The sequence below is a fragment of the Pseudomaricurvus sp. genome (genome assembly GCF_965662505.1).
Classification (GTDB): Bacteria; Pseudomonadota; Gammaproteobacteria; order Pseudomonadales; family Cellvibrionaceae; genus Pseudomaricurvus.
Genome location: NZ_CBFIHX010000012.1, coordinates 30,101 through 48,031 on the forward strand (window position 1 = coordinate 30,101; position 17,931 = coordinate 48,031).

The window sequence follows — 17,931 nt, forward strand, 5'->3', positions numbered from 1 at the left end:
TTGAAAAACTGCATATACCTTATGTAGTGAAGGTGTAGTAAAGATACATCCGCCTCAACGATCTTCCCGTGAGCAGGCAGCTTGCCAACGCTTAAGGGGCAATTCTACCAGAGGCTTATTATGGAGGTGGTATTATGAAGACCTCAGTATCTGGCCACAACACGGATAACGTGGTCGATTTTTTCACCGGGCAGCCCTTTTCAGAACTGCAAAATTCACGCATTATCCGCCTTTCTCCGGAGCTCGACGGATTGGAGATGCTTTACTCCAACGAAGCAAGCCCCGATAAACTCTTCAGTCTGAAGATTCTCTGCTGGGCCCTGCGCGCCAATGGCGAAGTCGTAGGTCTGGTTCCCTGGTTGGACGATATAGTCGCCGCACCGGAGATTCAGGATCCCCTCAACGGCAAGTGGGAGGGTTATTACGACCCTGGTATTGATGAGATCTTCTACGAAGGCCCAATCCACAAGGTTGTCGAGCTCGAAACTGCCGCCGAGTATTACGACTTTCAGTGCGAAAACCCCAATGACGTCCTGCAGGAAGTGCCCGACACCATCGGTACTCACGCGGTTCTGTCAGACAACGGGTTTCACAGCATCACACTCACCGAAGTGGTTAGCTGGCGCCTGCATCACGATGGCACCGTGTGTGGCATGCTCGCGGATCCTCAGAAAATCGAGAATACGCCCGTATTGCCCGGTGACAGCTGCCTTTATCCCGCACAAAGCCGAGAAGAATTCCGTTATTTCTTTCAGCATCAGATTGCCAACAAACTGAAATCTGAAGATCCGGAAGCTCTGGCTGCTATTTCAACCCTTGTGGACGAAGTCTAAAAGCAAGCGGAAGAAATCGATAGGTGACGGATAAGATGTAAATCGCAGCCATTGGGGGGTGCCACCCCCTGATGCGCTCTCCCATCCCCGTCTAACTCTCCTATTCTCTTGAGACCCTCACCTCTTCTAACTCTCCCGCCCCCTCCTGCTTGACCCTGCTCAAATCACTACTTGTGGCTATTGTTCATAACTACTGCTCATGATTATTGTTCATAACTACTGCTCATGATTATTGTTCACAACGACTGCTTGCGTATCCAATAACGGTACTCTGCTTGTCCTTCATCGACAGTTTCCACACCTTGACCCAACAATTCATGTCCTAAAAACTGGCAAAATTTAGGAATATCACGCTCGGTTGAAGGATCTGTCGCAACGACTTTGAGAACATCCCCCTCCTGAGCGTCTCGCATGGCTTTATGTAGCATCATGACAGGCTCTGGGCAGGTTAGCCCTGTGGTATCGAGATAGGTGGCGTCTGGATATGCCGCATCGAGATTTTGGTCAAAGGTCTGTGTCATATTGGTAAAAGCTGCCTAAATTTATCCGGCATATAAAAACCCAATTGCTACACTTAAAGCAACTCGGAATGCCAAATATTCCAGAATATTTTCCAGCAAAGCCCAGCAACCCTTGATTGTTGTCAGTAGGGGATATGAATGATGATGGCAGTAAACACACCCGGCAAAGCCAGACCAGACCTGTTCAGTCGCGGGTCATTGGAGCTGACTTTCCGATTGCTCAGAGATCAAAACGCACACCTCGCACTCGAAATACAAAACCTGCTCCAGGGACAAAAAGCCGACAGCCAAACCATACGCCAAGCCTACTACGCAGATCAGCGTTTTCAGGGCAATTACCGCTTCCAGGAAGACCCGGCAGCCGATCACTTTTACGTGACTCTCAGCCCACAAAGCGTTGGCAAGGTGGTCGACACCTTGACCCGTCTGGGACAAGAGTTGCTTAACAGTACGACCAAAGGTAACGGCAAGCTGGTGGTGATTCGAACCTTGATGAAAGACTGGATGGATTTGGCCGAATGGATCATCTTACAAGTTGATACACCACCCACCCTGGCTGTTCACTAAACGCCCAAGCCCAAAGCGTAGAAGCTCAAGACTTTAAGACGCGGACTGGGCGTTAATAAACTCAGCAATAGCATCTGCCGCACTGATCAAATGCTGTTCATGAGTCAAACCGGAGCGAACCCGGGGTTTCAAATCATGATCGCCGTCTTCCAACCAACAGAGACTGATGGAATCCGATAGTTGATAATCTGCAACTTCTTCCTGTTTGCCCAAAGCATCGCGAGTGCCCTGCACGATCAATACCGGTGAAGCGAGATCTTTTAAATGTTCCGTACGGGTCTTTTCCGGTTTCGACGGCGGATGAAAAGGATAACCCAGACAAACACAGCCTTTCACCGGCGCCTCATCGACGATCATTGAGGCCATTCGCCCCCCCATGGATTTACCGCCAATAAACAGATTTTCCACAGAATGAAATTGCTCGATCACCGAATGCCAGTGATCCAACAGCACCGGCTGTCGATCCGGCGGACGTTTTTTCCCGCCATTGCGACGCTGCTGCATGTAAGGAAATTCAAACCGGATAACACCCACCCCCCGCTCAGCCAACAAACCGGAGATTTCCTCCATAAACGCACTGCCCATAGGCGCTCCCGCGCCATGGGCCAGTAACAAACAAGGGGACTCGGGTCCGGTTCTCAAATAGTCTGATGCACTCTCAGTATCATCAGTCATCCGGGTAAACATCCTGATTAAACCCGAAATCATCATCCTGAACCGCGGAGTTCTGCTTCACATTACCTTGCCGCACCATGCTATTTTCGGCGTTTTCAGGCACCTCACCATCCAGCAGCTGTTGATATTCCCGCTCGGCTTTATCCGCATCCGCGCGCGTTTTGATGCTGACACTTTCCATGACCACATCAAATACCACCACGACTTCACCGCTGGCCAACTGTGCTTTTACCTGTTCAACCTTGTCAGACAAAGCACATTCTACCTCGCCATAATCCGTACCTTCACGGGTAATAAATTCCTCAATCAGACCGTGCACCGCATCAGCCGAGAGTTTTTCTACGGGAATAATCAACAGAACCGCCTTTCCAGAGCGTTAAACACATAAAGTGTGTTTAACGCTTAATAAAGAATTAAAAATACCGCCGTCACTCAGGCTTGCGGAATTTTAAAGTCATTCGATCACTTTCACCAATAGACAGGTACTTCTCTTTGTCTTCGTCACCCAGACGCAAACTCGGAGGCAAAGTCCAAACCCCTCTGGGGTGATCGGCAGAGTCCTTGTCGTTCGCGTTGATCTCCGAGCGGGCATCCAGTACGAAACCCGCGTTTTCAGCCAACTCAATCACTTTGGCTTCAGTGACATAGCCCGACTTAACCATTTCATTCAACGAAGTACCCGGTTTTGCTCGATGCTCCACCACCCCCAGAATGCCACCGGGCTTGAGTACCTGATAGAACTCAGTAAACGCTTTTTCTGCGGTATCGGCTTTCATCCAGTTGTGAACGTTGCGAAACGTCAACACACGATCCGCCTTGCCTTCAGGCCCCGGTAAAATATCCTGCGCGGGATCAAACTCTGTCACCACCGCCCCCTGGTACAAATCCGGCTGGTCTTTCACCATCGTCTCAAATGCGGAACGGCTTTTGCGGAAATAGGCGACCGATGTCTCCTTGGCAAAATGTGCGGCGTAAAACGTGCCGTCTTCTGCCAGCAGAGGAGCCAGAATCTCGGTGTACCATCCCCTCCCCGGCCAGATTTCTACCACGGTATGATCCGCAGCAACTTCAAAGAACGCCAAAGTCTCCGCCGGATGGCGATACACGTCCCGCTGGACGTTGGACTCAGTACGCAGAGGGTTTTTCACTGCCTGTTCAAGGGTCATACTATCGGCCCTCACACTGTCTACCCACAGGCTGTTACTGGCCACAACACTCAAACCTGCGACCCCCCATAAACAACCTGTTACACGACGATAAAGATGATTCAACATGGCACTCTCTCTTTTAAGGACGTTATATACGACTTTAGAATATTATTAGTGACAACAGTGACAACAGTGACAACAGTGACAACAGTGACAACATTGTCAGCAAAGCCGAACAGTCACTATACTGCATTCAATTCAATAACAAAGATCGCGTTACCGTTTTCTGCGCATCGCACAACATTTGCCAACCTGAAGACGGAGACGCCCAACACCAAAGGCGATTGATTTATGAACCGCTCCCTCGTACTCAGCATCCTCAGCGACGACAAACCCGGTGTGGTCGAAGCCCTCGCCAGCACCATTGCCACTCATCAAGGCAACTGGCTGGAAAGCCGGATGAGCCATCTGGCGGGTAAATTTGCCGGAATCTTGCAGATCAGCGTGCCCACCGATCAACTGCCAGCACTACGACAGGCTCTAAGCGAGCTGCAAGCGCAACGGGGCATTGAAGTGGTCGCTTCGGAAACCATGGAAACTGGAGCCGGACAACCGCTGCAAAACCTGCATTTCAACCTGATGGGCAATGACCGCCCTGGTATTGTCCGCGAACTGGCCCAGGCCTTTGCCAGCCACGACATCAATCTGGACGATCTGCAAACTCACTGCACCAGCATGCCCTGGTCTGGCGATCCGATGTTTACCGCAGAAGGCATCATCAGTCTGCCAGCCAATGTAGACATGGATCGGCTTACGGATCGATTGAACGATATTTCGGACGAGTTGGGTGTGGATATCGAATTGGGTGAACCGGAAGATTCTACCGAGCAATAGAAGCAATGACAGAACGAGGCAAAATAGAAAGGGGCAAAAAGCCCCTGGAAGGTGTGGAGAGTCCGCATCCATGCAGTCTTGTTTTCATCTGCGTGCAGGGTAAGGTGCCAAGATGACAAGCTTGTGACGTTTGTGTGAATCCTGAGCGTCTCTGCTTTATACTCTTTCCCCAGATACCCGCTGTCCAAAACGCAATTTAACTGACGACAATCGCCCAACTCACCGCAGAGCCCCACCACACGCCCATGACTGACAACTCCCCCAGACTGAACCTTGTTCTCTTTCAGCCCGAAATCCCTCCCAATACCGGCAATATAATCCGTCTGGCAGCCAACACCGGCGCCCAGTTACATCTGATCAAACCCATCGCATTTGAACTGGATGACAAGCGCCTGCGCCGCGCAGGGCTGGATTACGGCGAGTGGAAAGATATGCAAGTACATGAGGACTGGGAGAGCTTTCTGGCGACTTGCCAGCCTGAAAACCTCTACGCCATCAGCACCAAAGGTACACGCTCCTACACGGACGCTCCCTTTACCCACGGCGACTACGTGGTATTTGGCCCAGAAACCCGAGGCTTACCCGCGGAATTGCTGGCGCAACAACCACCAGAAAACGTACTCAGGATCCCCATGCAGCCCAACAGTCGTAGCATGAACCTGTCCAATGCCGTCTCAGTCATTGTTTATGAGGCCTGGCGTCAAATGGGCTTTCCCGGCTCGCTTTAAAATTCAAAAAAATGCACAGAATAGCCCCACAAGGACGCTCAATTCGTGCATTTTTTCGGCCTTGCCCCTAGAATGACGCCCTCGAAATTAGGATAGATCACATGAGTAAAGCCCCTGTAGGCCTCTTCTACGGTAGCTCCACCTGCTATACCGAGATTGTGGCCGACAAAATCTGCGACATTTTGACCGACGAAGTCGTTGATGTGTTTAACATCACCGATGAGTCCATGCTCACCGCAGAAAGCTATGACTTCCTGATCATGGGCATTCCTACCTGGGACTACGGTGAACTGCAGGAAGACTGGGAAGAAATCTGGGAAGAGCTGGACCTGGTCAACTTTGCCGGCCGCAAGGTGGCGCTGTATGGACTGGGCGATCAAGTGGGCTATCCCGAATGGTTCCTTGATGCCATGGGCTACCTGCACTTTAAACTGGTCAAACTGGGTGCCCAACCCGTGGGTTACTGGCCCAACGAAGGTTACGACTTTGAAGCCTCCAAAGCCCTGACAGCCGACAGAAAACAGTTTGTCGGCCTGGCTCTGGACGACGAAAATCAGTTCGACAAGACCGATGAGCGACTGGAAAAGTGGTGTGATCAAATCATGCGCGAGTTTGCCCTGATACATTAGTTTTCCCTGATACATTAGTTTGCGCGGACACATTAATTTGCTCTGACACACTAATCCGTCCCCCCGAAATCCGGATCGAACGGCCCCGACCTTAACCGATTAACGTCCATGTCCGATTCTTCTGATAAACCGACCTCCTCTGTACACTCAGCATCGTTCAAACATGCAACCCTGCGTTGGGATGCCGATGGCCTGCCGCTCTCTGATGAGTGTGACGATTACTATTTTTCCAAGCTGGATGGTCTGGCAGAAACCCGCTACCTCTATCTGGAACACAATTTTCTCGAATCCCGCTGGCAGGCTCTGACACCCGACTCTGATTTTGTGATTGGCGAAACCGGGTTTGGCACTGGGCTGAGTTTTCTCAGCAGTTGGCAACTGTGGCAGCAGAGTGCTCCACAAGATGCCAACTTGCACTATCTCTCGGTCGAAAAGGCTCCACTGCGCCCTGAAGATCTGGAGCGATCACTGGCACTTTGGCCAGAACTCAAAACTCTGGCCGATCAACTCATCCAACAGTACCCGCCAGTGCTGCATCCAGGCTTTCACCATCTCGTGTTCGCCGAAGGCCGCGTTCGCCTCACCCTGATTATTGGCGAAGCCTGCGAGGGCCTGGAGCAACTGCTGCAATCCACCCATCCGGCTCACCGACGCCCACAACGCGGTATCGACGCCTGGTTTCTGGACGGATTTTCCCCGGCAAAAAACCCGGATATGTGGCGATCTGAACTGTTTGAACGGGTGCAACAACTGAGTGCGCCTGAAGCGACTGTCGCCACCTTTGCGGCCGCAACCATGATTAAGCGCGGGCTGACACAACACGGCTTCCAGATCCACACCGGCAAGGGCTTTGGTCGCAAACGGGAAATGGTCTACGGCAAGCTGATCGAATCGGCTGCCATCGAGTCACCGGATAGCTTGCCCTGCAATGGGTTTAACTCCCCCTACCCTGTACCCTGGCAGGTTTGCAACAGCCAGACCAGCCAGACGTCCAAGCGGCAAATATCCAAACAACAAGCGCCCAAACCACAAGATCAACACGCGCTGATTATCGGTGGCGGTATCGCGGGCTGCCACACGGCAAGGGCTCTCGCCAATCGCGGCTGGCGTGTCACGTTACTGGAACGACACGAACAGCTCGCTCAGGAAGGCTCCGGCAATCCGCAAGGAGTGCTGTACGCCAAGCTCTCACACCGCCAGGAAACCCTGTCCGACTTTAATTTGCAGGCACTGCAGTTCGCACAGCGCAGCTACCGCAGCTATTGGGATGAAGTCTTTCAAAAAGGAGTGTCCAGCGCGGGAGAACGCTGCGGCGTCCTGCAACTGGCCAGTCAGGAAAAAAGCGCTCACCTGCATGATCAGCTCAGTCAGAGTCACGGCGAACAGGGGCTGTTCTCTCAACTGGATGCCCAGCAAGCCAGTGCCATCAGTGGTATCGATTCCCCTTTCGGTGGATTATTCTTTCCGCAAGCGGGATGGATCAATCCTGCCAGACTCTGCCAGTGGCTCACACAGCATCCCAATATCGACGTGGTTCTGAACAGCTCCGTTGATAGCGTGCGATACAATGAGACAGCTCAGCAGTGGCAAGTGCACACAGAGTGCGCGGAATACAACGCACCGACACTGGTGATCACGACTGCCAGCCACGCACTGAATCTCGTAATGGAAAAGAGTGATGCCTTAGGAAAGAGCAATACCCTGCAAGAACTGCCGCTGAAACCCATTCGCGGGCAAGTCAGTTATGTGAAAGCAACAGAGGAAAGTCAGGCATTAAAAACGGTACTCTGCGGAGAGGGATATCTCCCGCCGGCGACCGAAGGCCAGCACTGCCTGGGCGCCACTTTCAATCCAAAAATGTTTGACCTGTCACCAAACGATGACGACCATCGACGCAATTTGGCCACCATGAGCACTCAGGCACCCGCGCTTGCGGACACGTTTGTGGAAGAGGGAGTTCTGGGTGGACGAGCCGCCCTGCGCTGCACCACCCCCGACTACCTGCCTATGGTCGGCGCTCTGCCCAAATACGCTGAACTTATGGAAGACTTCGCCCTGCTGAGGAAAAATGCGCGCTCTAACATTCCCCACGCCGGACGCTACTGGCCGGGTCTGTTTATCAACGTTGGGCACGGTTCTCGAGGACTGACTTACACTCCGCTGTGCGCCGAGATACTGGCCGCGCAAATACACGGAGAGCCAACGCCAGTGGGGCAGCCGTTACAGACGGCACTGCACCCCGGCCGCTTCTGGATCCGGGATTTGATCCGCAAAAAACGCTAGCGTGAATGACGAATCAGTCTGAATTACAAACCAGTCTGGATTACAAACCAATCTGAATTACAAACTAGCCTGAAGATCGATTAGACGACGTCATCTGCGCCTGTTCCAACAAACACGACTGCGACCCTGCCCCACAGGCAATCACCGTGCGCAGCGCCTGCTCCACGCTGACATCAGGCAGCAAGGTCACGTATTGAGCCGGCACGTGGTAGACCATCCCCGATGTGGGCACCGGTGCCGTAGGCACAAACACCGTGAAGCCCTCATCGTACTTTGAGGTCACAATACCCGTCACCTGCAACTCACAGGTATCACCATACAGCTTCACCAAAGCCACCTGCCCATTCAGCAATGAATGCTCTTCACTGCCGCCGACAAACTGCACCACGATATCGCGAATCGTGCTGTAACCAGGCGCAAACTTTGCCAACCCCATATCCATCCAGTGATGAATCCAGCGTCCCACACTGGTTTTGACCAGTAGGCCAACGGTAAAACACAGCCCGAGCACGACCAGGATCACCATACAATCCGCCAACATGTCCGCAATATCAGCACGACTGGTTAGCATATCGCTCAGGGGTTGAATAAAATCGGTGATAAGATCGAACAACCACTGAAACAACAACATCAGAATTGCGATGGGAAGAACAACCGTAATGCCCCCCAAGAGCGTTAATCCAATAAAAGATTTTAACCGTTTCATGCAATTCTTCCCGAAATGTGTCTATGGCAAACTGTTGCCCACTGTGGCCTTCGCCTTTGTCGCGCTGAGCCTGAATAAGTGCACCTTGCAGGCATCCACAGATACCAGCCATTCAATTCATAATGCCGCAAATTACGACTACAGTATTATCAAAACGTTACCCCATTCCCAGCGCAGTTTTACCCAGGGATTGGTCGTCGATGGTCACTACCTGATAGAAAGCAGTGGGCTCTACGGCAAATCGGTTGTTCACCGCTACCCTGTTTTTAATGGACCCGCCTCCGGCGAAACTGATTCCGCTACACCTGTCTCCGATGCCCCGGTCTCCGATAGACCTGTCTCCGATAGACTTGAGCCAGATAAAAACGAAGGCCAGTATAAACCACTCCCCGATGATCTGTTTGCCGAAAGTCTCACGGTGTTCAACGGTAAGCTGTTTTTACTGACCTGGAAAAGCGAACGAGTGTTGGTATTGGATCCGAACAGTCTGAATCTGAAAAGCACGCTGGCCTATCAGGGAGAAGGCTGGGGACTGACAAGCTTCGGTCAAGAACTGGTGATGAGTAACGGTGGTGATCAGCTTTTGTTTCGCGACCCGGAAGACTTCTCCATAAACCGCACACTGAATGTCACAGACAACCAACAACCCGTGGAGTATCTGAACGACCTCACCGTTGCCTACGGACTGATTTGGGCCAACGTCTGGCACGAATCCTATATCGCCGCCATCCATCCTGACAGCGGACAACTGGTGGGAAAAATCGAACTGCGCGAACTCACCCGACAGCATCGCAGCTTCGACAGCGACAGTGTTCTGAACGGTATTGCCTGGGATGAACAACAACAGGGCTTTTGGGTAACCGGCAAGCGCTGGAACAAACGCTATTTGATTCAACTGAAAAACCCACCACAGCCTTTAGAGTGAAATCATCCAGAGCCAAATCATCAAGGTTAAAGTCAGATCAGATTAAGCCACAATCTGGCAAAACACCTTACTGACCACCCGGTTGCGCCCTTGTTCCTTCGCCTCGTACATGGCTTCATCGGCGCATTTTAATAAACGCTGACCCAACCGTGACAAATCGTGAGTGCGGTTGCCCGCCGGATGCCAACACGCCAACCCAATGGAGACCGTCGGCCTGACCACGCCGCGCCCTGTGATTTTGAGTTTATCCACCACTTCCCGAATTCGCTCGGCAATCTGCAAGCCTTCCCGCTGCTCGCAGCTGTGTAACAACACCACAAACTCCTCACCGCCGTAACGGGCCAGCAGGTCGGTTTTGCGCAATTCCTGCCGGATCGCCGCCGCCACTTGCTTGAGACAGATATCCCCCATCTGGTGACCAAACTGATCGTTCACCTGCTTGAAGTGATCGAGATCCAGAAACAGACAGCAGAGCGGCTGCCCGTTACGCTCCGAACGCTCCAGTTCTTTACCAAACTCCAGATCAAAATGCATGCGATTGCTGACTTTGGTCAACCGGTCATACAAGCTCTGGCGCTTAAGATGCTCGTTGCTCAGGCTATTATCCAGACACACGGCACTGATTCCCGCCAGGTGCTGCAGAAAGTCCACCGCCTTGTCCGGTGAGAAGCGCTCATGAGAGCGACTGGCAAAGTGCAGACTGCCCAGCAGCTGATTGTGCCGCACCAGCGGTAACAGTGCCGCCGATCCCAACTGGTCGAGATTGGGAAACAGACGGCTGGCGGTTAAAGTATCCTGCTCACCCAGTGTCACCCGATAATCGCCCCGATAGAGCGTCAGAGAAAAATCATCACTGTGACGTAACTGCAGGCGGTTTTCATAACGACCGATGTCCAGTGATGTCATCAACTCTTCCAGAGAGAAGTCCCGATCCACCAGAACCAGCCCCACATCATCCAGGTTGAAATGCTTCATGGCATCCACCAGCAGGATATCCAGCACATCTTTCAGGTGATAACACCCCAACAGCTGAAACTCGAACCCCTGAAAATGCCGGTCGATGCGCTGATTTTCCTCAATCCGGGCCAACAGTGACTGGACGGATTGCTTCAATTTTGAATTTTCGTGTTGTAAATCAATCTTTGGCACGTGGTTTTAGACCATTCAATCTGCGGATACCCTGTAATATCGGCCGACATCCGGTAAAATTGCGCCCTGTTTGAGAACTTTTATTAATTGACCGTCACAATTTGTGACCAGCCAGTCACCTTTTAGGGCTCCTGTAAAACCCCTTTGCCGAGATTTTCCCATGACCACTGAACTCCTCTCTCCCGCCGGCACGCTGAAAAACATGCGCTACGCCTTTGCCTACGGTGCCGACGCCGTCTATGCAGGTCAGCCCCGCTACAGCTTGCGAGTGCGCAACAACGAGTTTAATCGTCTGGAAGTGCTGTCCGAAGCCGTCAAAGAAGCTCACGGACAGGGCAAACAGTTCTACCTCGCCAGCAACCTGTCACCGCACAACGACAAGATTCGCACCTACCTGCGTGATCTGGAGCCGATCATCGAGATGCACCCGGACGCTCTGATCATGTCCGACCCAGGCTTGATCATGCTGGTTCGGGACAAATGGCCGGATATGCCGATTCACCTCTCGGTGCAGGCCAACGCCGTCAACTACGCCACGGTGCAATTCTGGCATCGTCAGGGCGTCGAGCGGGTAATCCTGTCCCGCGAACTGTCGCTGGACGAAATCGAAGAGATCCGTCAGCGCTGTCCAGAAATGGAGTTGGAAGTCTTTGTCCACGGCGCCCTGTGCATCGCCTACTCTGGCCGCTGCCTGCTATCGGGGTATATGACCCACCGCGATTCCAACCAGGGGGCTTGCACCAATTCCTGCCGCTGGGAATACAACACCCATGAAGCCAAAGAAGACGAGACCGGCAACCTGATTGCCGTAGATTCTGGCTCCCTTACAGGTAACAGCGGGCCCAAGGCCAGCGTCTACGACCCTAAAGCCGCAGGCGCCAACACCGGGGACGATGAAATTTCGATGCTGTTGCAGGAGCGCAGTCGTCCCGGCGAGTACATGCCAGCCTACGAAGACGAGCACGGCACCTACATCATGAACTCCAAAGACCTGCGCGCGGTACAACACGTCGACCGTTTGGTAAAAATGGGCATTCACTCACTGAAAATCGAAGGCCGCACCAAATCCCACTACTATGCGGGCCGCACGGCGCAGGTTTACCGTCAGGCTATCGACAACGCCATGGCCAACAAGCCCTTTGATATGAACCTGATGAAAGAGCTGGAACACCTGGCCAACCGCGGCTACACCGAGGGATTCTATCGCCGCCACGTGCCCAGCGAATACCAGAACTACGAAGCAGGTAACCCCAGCAACCACCAACAGTTTGTCGGTGAAGCTACCGCCTACGACGCGAACAATGGCTGGCTTTCCATTGATGTGAAAAACCGTTTTGAAACGGGCAGCCAGCTGGAACTGATTACCCCACAGGGCAATCTGCGCTTTACGCTGGATGCGTTGGAAAACAAAAAAGGACAGTCTATCGACGCAGCACCTGGCTCGGGCCATCAAGTAAAAATACCTATGCCGGCGGACATTGCACTGCCTGAAGACGGCGGTTACGCTATGTTGATGCGTTACCTTTAAGCCAGACAGCGAACAGCACCGCAGTAGCAAAAAAGGATAGTCACATTGCGCCCAACCGGTATCGTCCAAACGTATTTTTTTCTGATCCTGCTGATATTGGGCAGTGCCCCGGCATGGGCGACGACAGCCAACTCGGAGAAATCGATAACGCTCACACATGGCGCCATCGGTCTGGATAAGCTCAGTAATGTCGAGAACGGCAAGATCGTCGGGGGGTTTAAGTACGACCTGATTGAAGAAATTGGTCGCAGACTCGGGTGGTCAAAATAACACCTGCTTTGCCCCTTTCAGCGCTGCCTGCGGTATATGAAAAGCGGCCGGCTCAATATCATGCTGTTTATCGCGGTAACCCCGTCGCGCAGCCATTATATGGACTTCGTGCAAATCTGGCCCATCCCCTACACCATTCCTTTCTACGTCCGACGCGGTGAAGAAGACCGACTGAAAAACTACGAAGACTTCTATCAACTTAACGTGGGTGTGGTTAATGGCTACTCCTATTTTGAAAAATTCGATAACGATGAGCGCATTAACAAAACCGTCGTGTTGCGAGAGGATCAACTGCCCAAAATGCTAAGCGCCGGCAGAATTGACGCCTATATCGGGTTCAACATTGGCCATGAAAAGCTCGAGCAGGAATTCCCCAAGATTACGACCGCTCCCTATACTCATAAATTCAGCGAAACCGCTCTGCTTGCCATCAGTCAGGCATCGCCCCTGAGCAACCACCTTCCCAAGCTGAAAATGGTGATCCACAACATGATCGATGATGGCTCACTGGATAAAATCTGGTACGACAACCTTCAAGGTTACACCCCGCCTTATTACTACGAATCTAACAACGGGGTAGAACCAGACAAGGCTCCCGGTAAGGACGCTCGCTCACATGGCCCCTGATGCTACTGTACCCAAAAACATCGTCATTCTGACCGGTGCCGGCATCTCCGCCGAGTCAGGCATTCGTACCTTTCGGGCTGCCGACGGCTTATGGGAAGAACATCGAGTCGAAGACGTCGCCACTCCAGAAGCTTTTGTACGGGATCCCGAACTGGTACAGCGGTTTTACAACGCACGCCGCATGCAATTGCTGGATGGCATTCAGCCTAACGCTGGACATCTGGCATTGGCCGAATTTGAAAAAGCACACAAAGCGCAGACACCCAGTGGCCAGTTCACCCTGATCACTCAGAATATCGACAACCTGCACGAGCAGGCGGGCTCCCGGAATTTGCTGCATATGCACGGTGAACTGTTAAAAGTGCGCTGCTCAGCCACGGAACAACTGTTTCCCTGCCAGGAAGCTATCGATGTCGACCGCGCCTGCCCCTGCTGCCAGATGCCCGGCCAGCTGCGCCCTCACGTGGTGTGGTTTGGAGAAATGCCGCTGTATATGGATGAGATTGATCAGGCCCTGAGCCAGTGCGATGTGTTTATCTCAATCGGCACCTCGGGCAATGTTTATCCGGCGGCGGGCTTTTTTCAGATGGCAAAGCAGGCCGGTGCCCATACGGTAGAGCTGAATCTGGAACCGTCCAATCACGGCTCTTTCTTTGACGAGGCCCACTACGGCCCCGCCAGTGAAGTGGTGCCGGAGTATCTGCAATCCCTCACTTTGTAATTACGCCGCGCGCCACCTGATCCCGCTCAATGGATTCAAACAGAGCTTTGAAATTGCCTTCGCCAAAGCCTTCATCCTGTTTGCGCTGAATAAATTCAAAAAACATCGGGCCGACCAACGTGTCGGAAAAGATCTGCAACAACAGCTTCGGCTGCCCACCTTCGGTACTGCCATCCAGTAACAACCCCCGCTGTTTTAATTCCGTCACCGCTTCACCGTGACCCGGCAAGCGCTCTTCCAGCATATCGTAATAGGTCTCTGGTGGAGGTTTCATAAACACCACACCTCGCGCTTTCAACTTATCCCAGGCCTCATAAAGGTTATCGCAGGAAAAGGCGATGTGTTGAATGCCCTCGCCGTTATACGCCATCAGAAACTCTTCAATCTGTCCTCCCTGTGACGCTTCTTCATTCAAAGGAATCCGGATGCGACCATCCGGTGCGGTCATAGCTTTGGATAACAATCCAGTGTATTCACCCTTGATGTCGAAATAGCGAATCTCACGAAAGTTGAAAATGCGCTCGTAAAATTTCGCCCAAAACTCCATCCGGCCGCGATAGACATTGTGGGTCAGATGATCGATCACCTTAAAACCACAACCTTCGGGGTGACGCTCGACACCGTCGATGTATTCAAAATCAATGTCGTAAATGGAGAGGTCTTCTTGATAGCGATCAATGAGATACAGAGGCGCACCACCGATGCCTTTAATCGCAGGCAAGCGCAACTCCATGGGACCCGTGGGGATATTGATCGGCTGAGCCCCCAGATCCAGAGCCCGCTGATAAGCCTTGTGCGAATTTTTCACCCGAAACGCCATGCCGCAGGCCGATGGACCATGCTCTTCAGCAAAATACTGGGCTTCGCTTTGGGGTTCGTAATTGATAATAAAATTGATGTCGCCCTGTCGATACAACACGGCATCCTTGGAACGGTGAGTCGCCAATCGGGAAAAGCCCAGCGTCTCAAACACTGGCTCCAGAACCCCTTTCTTCGGGGCAGCGAATTCGACAAACTCAAAACCATCCAACCCCATGGGGTTGTCAAATAGATCAGCCATGACAATACCTGCTTAACTGGCTTTTATTGCCTTAAGCTTAGCAGTCGTTGGGCGTAAAGAAGGTCTTCCTGCCCCACTCCGATCATCCTGAGCTTGTCGAAGTATACCAACCACCGCAACAGGCCCTTCGACAGGCTCAGGGCGAACGTATCTCTTATAACCCTTACCATGTCTCCCGCACATACTGCCTCAGCCCGTTCATCCTGAGCTTGTCGAAGGATACCAACCACCGCAACAGGCCCTTCGACGCGCTCAAGGCGAGCGGATTAGTAGATTTGAGGAGGTTAAGAGTGCAGCAACCGATACTGCTCCGGCGGCAGCTGGTAAAAGCTTTTAAACGCTCGATAGAAGTTATTGGGCTGTGCGTAGCCTAATTGATAGGCAATCTCTTGCGCGGTGAGTTGTGTATTGAGGAGATAGTCCTTCGCCAGATCCATCCTTACCTCCAGGCTGACCGCGCGGAAGCTGGTGCCCGCTTCCGCCAGATAACGCCGCAGGGTACGGGCAGACAGTGACAGAAATGGCGCGGTGGTTTCGAGCCGGTAATCGCATTGCACCGGCTTTTCCAGCAATAGACGCTTCACCCGGCTGACGATATCGCCGCTGTGTTCCTGCTCTTTCAGCAAACGTTTTACTTGCGTGTCGTAGAGCTGCTGGGTGTGTCCACTGCGACCTTTAACCGCGATGTACAACCATTGTTTAGGGATCGCCAGCACCGCTCTCGGTTGATCAAAATCGACCCGACACCCCAGAATCTGCTGGTACTGCCAGTGATACGTCGGTGCATGGTAGTTGAGCGTGGCGTAGCTGGCGCAGGCCGCCAGCCCTTCTGGCAACAGCGCCTGAATATAGACCCACAGGGAGAAAATCCACTCTTCCAGCAGCAACTGAAAGTAATCCGAACCGCCGGCCATCACGTCACAAGACACCAGCGCGTGCTCGTTGTCGGTGGCCAGTGAGACTTTCAAAAACGGGAAGTTACTCTCTACCAGATGCGCCGACAACTGCAGCCCTTGTTGCAAGGTCGGACTCGCCAGCAGGGCATACCCCAACACCCCCATATCTTCCAGACTGCGGCGCCGGGCGAGACGCACGGCAATATTCGGCACCTCATTGTCATGCAGCTGGCGGAGTAAACGCAGGAAGTCATCCAAACTAAGGTTATGTCCCGGTTCCCACCAGGGAACACTTAACCCACACCAGTGCCCAAGCGCCTCACGATCCACATAGGCACACTCCTCCCGCAACACCTGATCCAATATCAAAAGCTGCTTGTCGACAAATTGTTGTTGTTCCTGCTGCTGAGGCTTACGCATATAAGCGATACTACCGATAACTATTTGGCCGAAAATGATACTCAACAAAGGACGATAATGCTACTCATCTGGCCTTAAATGCTATCCACAAGTACAAAACCTAAGAGTAATCTTAGCCCCAATCACTCAAAGAATGTTCAGTAGCCCTGACAGGAACTTCTGACAGGATCCTGACAAAACCTGAACAGTCACGAATTAACGATCGAATCACGAGATATCATCATGTCTAAAACCTGCATTATTATTGGCGCCAGCCACGCGGCCGCCCAACTTGCCCCGTCCCTGAGACAAGAAGGCTGGGACGGTAAAATTCTGGTCATCGGCGATGAGCCCTACATGCCTTACCATCGCCCACCGCTGTCAAAAGCCGTACTGTCCGGTGAGAAGAAAATTGACGATCTGATGATTCGCGCCCAAGCGCTCTACGACAAGAACGACATCGAATTTAAGCTGAATACTCGTGTGGCCAACATCAACCGCGCCCACAAGTCTCTGACCCTGACCAACGGCGAAGTGCTGAACTACGACAAGCTGGCGATGTGCACCGGCTCCCGCGTGCGCACTGTATCCCTGCCTGGCGTCGATCTGGACGGCATTCATTACCTGCGCGACATGAAAGACACCGAGTCTATCCAGCAGGAAATTACTGAAGGCAAAAACGCCGTGATTGTGGGTGGTGGTTATATCGGTCTTGAAACCGCCGCCTCCCTGAAAAAGATGGGTATGAACGTGACCGTACTGGAAATGGCACCGCGCGTTCTGGCTCGCGTAACCGCTCCCGCCCTGTCCGAATTTTACACCCGTGTCCACAGCGATGAAGGCGTGATCATCAAAACCGGCATCGCCGTCTCCGGCTTCGAAGGCAGTGATGGTCGCGTGACCGAAGTGACCTGTGGCGATGGCACCAGCCTGCCAGCGGATCTGGTGGTCATCGGCGTGGGTATTGTTCCTAACGTCGAGCTGGCCGAAGCCGCAGGCCTCACCGTCGAAAACGGGATTGTGGTGGACGAATACGCCCGCACCAATGATCCAGACATCGTGGCGGCCGGTGATTGTGCCAATCACCCCAATGCCCTGTACGGCGAGCGTCTGCGTTTGGAATCTGTCCCTAACGCCACCGATCAGGCGAAATCTGCTGCAGCCAGCATTTGCGGCAAGGACGTGGCCTATCACTCACTGCCGTGGTTCTGGTCCGACCAGTACGATCTGAAACTGCAAATTGCCGGCTTGAGCCAAGGCTACGATCAAGTGGTCATCCGCGGTGATAAAGACAACACCCGCAGCTTTGTAGCCTTCTATCTGAAAGAAGGCAAACTGATCTCCGCCGACTGTGTAAACCGTCCACAGGAGT

Annotated in this window: 20 protein-coding genes; 12 read left to right on the forward strand and 8 right to left on the reverse strand. The window is 52.8% G+C overall.

Going from position 1 to position 17,931, the window contains the following annotated elements:
• The first annotated feature begins 134 nt into the window (after window positions 1–134).
• Window positions 135–833 carry a hypothetical protein gene (locus ACTG33_RS03005; RefSeq protein WP_439133699.1) on the forward strand — a complete coding sequence of 233 codons (699 nt, stop codon included), beginning with the start codon at window positions 135–137 and terminating at the stop codon, window positions 831–833.
• A 236-nt stretch (window positions 834–1,069) separates the two neighbouring features.
• On the opposite strand, the gene tusA is transcribed toward ACTG33_RS03005, so the two are convergent.
• Entirely contained in the window at window positions 1,070–1,354 is a 285-nt protein-coding gene (gene tusA / locus ACTG33_RS03010; protein ID WP_439133700.1) for a sulfurtransferase TusA, read from the reverse strand.
• A gap of 138 nt (window positions 1,355–1,492) precedes the next feature.
• On the opposite strand from tusA, the gene ACTG33_RS03015 reads away from it, so the two are divergent.
• Entirely contained in the window at window positions 1,493–1,921 is a 429-nt protein-coding gene (locus tag ACTG33_RS03015) for a hypothetical protein (RefSeq protein ID WP_439133701.1), read from the forward strand.
• Between the two features lie 33 nt (window positions 1,922–1,954).
• On the opposite strand, the gene ACTG33_RS03020 is transcribed toward ACTG33_RS03015, so the two are convergent.
• The 3 genes from ACTG33_RS03020 to ACTG33_RS03030 all read right to left on the reverse strand — a co-directional run bounded on the left by ACTG33_RS03020 (window position 1,955) and on the right by ACTG33_RS03030 (window position 3,870).
• On the reverse strand, window positions 1,955–2,596 hold the full coding sequence (locus ACTG33_RS03020) for an alpha/beta family hydrolase (protein WP_439133702.1): 642 nt from the start codon (window positions 2,594–2,596) through the stop codon (window positions 1,955–1,957).
• Window positions 2,589–2,951, reverse strand: a complete 363-nt coding sequence (locus ACTG33_RS03025) for a YheU family protein (protein ID WP_439133703.1) — start codon at window positions 2,949–2,951, stop codon at window positions 2,589–2,591. Before ACTG33_RS03025 ends, ACTG33_RS03020 begins: the two co-directional genes overlap by 8 nt.
• 73 nt (window positions 2,952–3,024) lie before the next feature.
• Window positions 3,025–3,870 carry a class I SAM-dependent methyltransferase gene (locus ACTG33_RS03030; protein ID WP_439133704.1) on the reverse strand — a complete coding sequence of 282 codons (846 nt, stop codon included), beginning with the start codon at window positions 3,868–3,870 and terminating at the stop codon, window positions 3,025–3,027.
• A gap of 225 nt (window positions 3,871–4,095) precedes the next feature.
• Between ACTG33_RS03030 and ACTG33_RS03035 the strand changes: the two genes are divergently transcribed.
• The 4 genes from ACTG33_RS03035 to mnmC all read left to right on the forward strand — a co-directional run bounded on the left by ACTG33_RS03035 (window position 4,096) and on the right by mnmC (window position 8,278).
• Window positions 4,096–4,638, forward strand: a complete 543-nt coding sequence (locus ACTG33_RS03035; protein ID WP_439133705.1) for a glycine cleavage system protein R — start codon at window positions 4,096–4,098, stop codon at window positions 4,636–4,638.
• Window positions 4,639–4,883: 245 nt separating this feature from the next.
• Window positions 4,884–5,366: a tRNA (uridine(34)/cytosine(34)/5-carboxymethylaminomethyluridine(34)-2'-O)-methyltransferase TrmL gene (trmL, locus tag ACTG33_RS03040; protein WP_439133706.1), complete on the forward strand. Its 483-nt coding sequence runs from the start codon at window positions 4,884–4,886 to the stop codon at window positions 5,364–5,366.
• A 101-nt stretch (window positions 5,367–5,467) separates the two neighbouring features.
• A complete protein-coding gene (gene fldB, locus ACTG33_RS03045; protein ID WP_439133707.1) occupies window positions 5,468–5,995 on the forward strand; it encodes a flavodoxin FldB in 528 nt (175 codons plus the stop codon).
• A 108-nt stretch (window positions 5,996–6,103) separates the two neighbouring features.
• Window positions 6,104–8,278: a bifunctional tRNA (5-methylaminomethyl-2-thiouridine)(34)-methyltransferase MnmD/FAD-dependent 5-carboxymethylaminomethyl-2-thiouridine(34) oxidoreductase MnmC gene (gene mnmC / locus ACTG33_RS03050; RefSeq protein WP_439133708.1), complete on the forward strand. Its 2,175-nt coding sequence runs from the start codon at window positions 6,104–6,106 to the stop codon at window positions 8,276–8,278.
• Window positions 8,279–8,342: 64 nt separating this feature from the next.
• Here mnmC and ACTG33_RS03055 read toward each other — a convergent pair whose 3' ends face one another.
• Complete coding sequence (locus ACTG33_RS03055) at window positions 8,343–8,984, reverse strand: DUF502 domain-containing protein (protein ID WP_439133709.1); 642 nt, start codon at window positions 8,982–8,984, stop codon at window positions 8,343–8,345.
• Between ACTG33_RS03055 and ACTG33_RS03060 the strand changes: the two genes are divergently transcribed.
• Window positions 8,983–9,909 carry a glutaminyl-peptide cyclotransferase gene (locus tag ACTG33_RS03060; protein ID WP_439133710.1) on the forward strand — a complete coding sequence of 309 codons (927 nt, stop codon included), beginning with the start codon at window positions 8,983–8,985 and terminating at the stop codon, window positions 9,907–9,909. The genes ACTG33_RS03055 and ACTG33_RS03060 overlap by 2 nt on opposite strands.
• A 42-nt stretch (window positions 9,910–9,951) precedes the next feature.
• Here the strand turns inward: ACTG33_RS03060 and ACTG33_RS03065 are convergent, their stop codons facing one another.
• Window positions 9,952–11,058, reverse strand: coding sequence for a GGDEF domain-containing protein (locus tag ACTG33_RS03065; RefSeq protein WP_439133711.1), 1,107 nt, complete (start codon window positions 11,056–11,058; stop codon window positions 9,952–9,954).
• Between the two features lie 160 nt (window positions 11,059–11,218).
• On the opposite strand from ACTG33_RS03065, the gene trhP reads away from it, so the two are divergent.
• From trhP to cobB, 4 genes are read left to right on the forward strand one after another with little or no spacing between them, the layout of a single operon-like run.
• A complete protein-coding gene (trhP, locus tag ACTG33_RS03070) occupies window positions 11,219–12,586 on the forward strand; it encodes a prephenate-dependent tRNA uridine(34) hydroxylase TrhP (RefSeq protein WP_439133712.1) in 1,368 nt (455 codons plus the stop codon).
• A gap of 45 nt (window positions 12,587–12,631) precedes the next feature.
• Entirely contained in the window at window positions 12,632–12,856 is a 225-nt protein-coding gene (locus ACTG33_RS03075; RefSeq protein WP_439133713.1) for a hypothetical protein, read from the forward strand.
• Window positions 12,857–12,892: 36 nt separating this feature from the next.
• Window positions 12,893–13,483 (forward strand): substrate-binding periplasmic protein, encoded by a 591-nt coding sequence (locus ACTG33_RS03080; RefSeq protein WP_439133714.1) that lies wholly within the window; start codon window positions 12,893–12,895, stop codon window positions 13,481–13,483.
• The gene (gene cobB, locus ACTG33_RS03085) at window positions 13,473–14,204 is read left to right on the forward strand and encodes a Sir2 family NAD+-dependent deacetylase (RefSeq protein ID WP_439133715.1); all 732 of its coding nucleotides are present in this window, start codon (window positions 13,473–13,475) and stop codon (window positions 14,202–14,204) included. Before ACTG33_RS03080 ends, cobB begins: the two co-directional genes overlap by 11 nt.
• On the opposite strand, the gene hppD is transcribed toward cobB, so the two are convergent.
• Window positions 14,194–15,264 carry a 4-hydroxyphenylpyruvate dioxygenase gene (hppD, locus tag ACTG33_RS03090; protein ID WP_439133716.1) on the reverse strand — a complete coding sequence of 357 codons (1,071 nt, stop codon included), beginning with the start codon at window positions 15,262–15,264 and terminating at the stop codon, window positions 14,194–14,196. The two genes, cobB and hppD, sit on opposite strands and share 11 nt — an antisense overlap.
• Window positions 15,265–15,548: 284 nt before the next feature.
• Entirely contained in the window at window positions 15,549–16,580 is a 1,032-nt protein-coding gene (locus tag ACTG33_RS03095) for a helix-turn-helix domain-containing protein (RefSeq protein ID WP_439133717.1), read from the reverse strand.
• Between the two features lie 222 nt (window positions 16,581–16,802).
• Between ACTG33_RS03095 and ACTG33_RS03100 the strand changes: the two genes are divergently transcribed.
• On the forward strand, window positions 16,803–17,931 hold a 1,129-nt coding region (locus ACTG33_RS03100), incomplete at its 3' end, for an NAD(P)/FAD-dependent oxidoreductase (protein WP_439133718.1).

Coding starts and splice junctions, on each gene's coding strand:
- ACTG33_RS03060 (WP_439133710.1), top strand. CDS start 8,983: ATGCAATTCTTCCCGAAATGTGTCTATGGCAAACTGTTGCCCACTGTG.
- ACTG33_RS03095 (WP_439133717.1), bottom strand. CDS start 16,580: ATGCGTAAGCCTCAGCAGCAGGAACAACAACAATTTGTCGACAAGCAG.
- mnmC (WP_439133708.1), top strand. CDS start 6,104: ATGTCCGATTCTTCTGATAAACCGACCTCCTCTGTACACTCAGCATCG.
- fldB (WP_439133707.1), top strand. CDS start 5,468: ATGAGTAAAGCCCCTGTAGGCCTCTTCTACGGTAGCTCCACCTGCTAT.
- ACTG33_RS03030 (WP_439133704.1), bottom strand. CDS start 3,870: ATGTTGAATCATCTTTATCGTCGTGTAACAGGTTGTTTATGGGGGGTC.
- ACTG33_RS03005 (WP_439133699.1), top strand. CDS start 135: ATGAAGACCTCAGTATCTGGCCACAACACGGATAACGTGGTCGATTTT.
- trmL (WP_439133706.1), top strand. CDS start 4,884: ATGACTGACAACTCCCCCAGACTGAACCTTGTTCTCTTTCAGCCCGAA.
- ACTG33_RS03015 (WP_439133701.1), top strand. CDS start 1,493: ATGATGATGGCAGTAAACACACCCGGCAAAGCCAGACCAGACCTGTTC.
- ACTG33_RS03080 (WP_439133714.1), top strand. CDS start 12,893: ATGAAAAGCGGCCGGCTCAATATCATGCTGTTTATCGCGGTAACCCCG.
- tusA (WP_439133700.1), bottom strand. CDS start 1,354: ATGACACAGACCTTTGACCAAAATCTCGATGCGGCATATCCAGACGCC.
- trhP (WP_439133712.1), top strand. CDS start 11,219: ATGACCACTGAACTCCTCTCTCCCGCCGGCACGCTGAAAAACATGCGC.
- ACTG33_RS03035 (WP_439133705.1), top strand. CDS start 4,096: ATGAACCGCTCCCTCGTACTCAGCATCCTCAGCGACGACAAACCCGGT.
- hppD (WP_439133716.1), bottom strand. CDS start 15,264: ATGGCTGATCTATTTGACAACCCCATGGGGTTGGATGGTTTTGAGTTT.
- ACTG33_RS03020 (WP_439133702.1), bottom strand. CDS start 2,596: ATGACTGATGATACTGAGAGTGCATCAGACTATTTGAGAACCGGACCC.
- ACTG33_RS03055 (WP_439133709.1), bottom strand. CDS start 8,984: ATGAAACGGTTAAAATCTTTTATTGGATTAACGCTCTTGGGGGGCATT.
- cobB (WP_439133715.1), top strand. CDS start 13,473: ATGGCCCCTGATGCTACTGTACCCAAAAACATCGTCATTCTGACCGGT.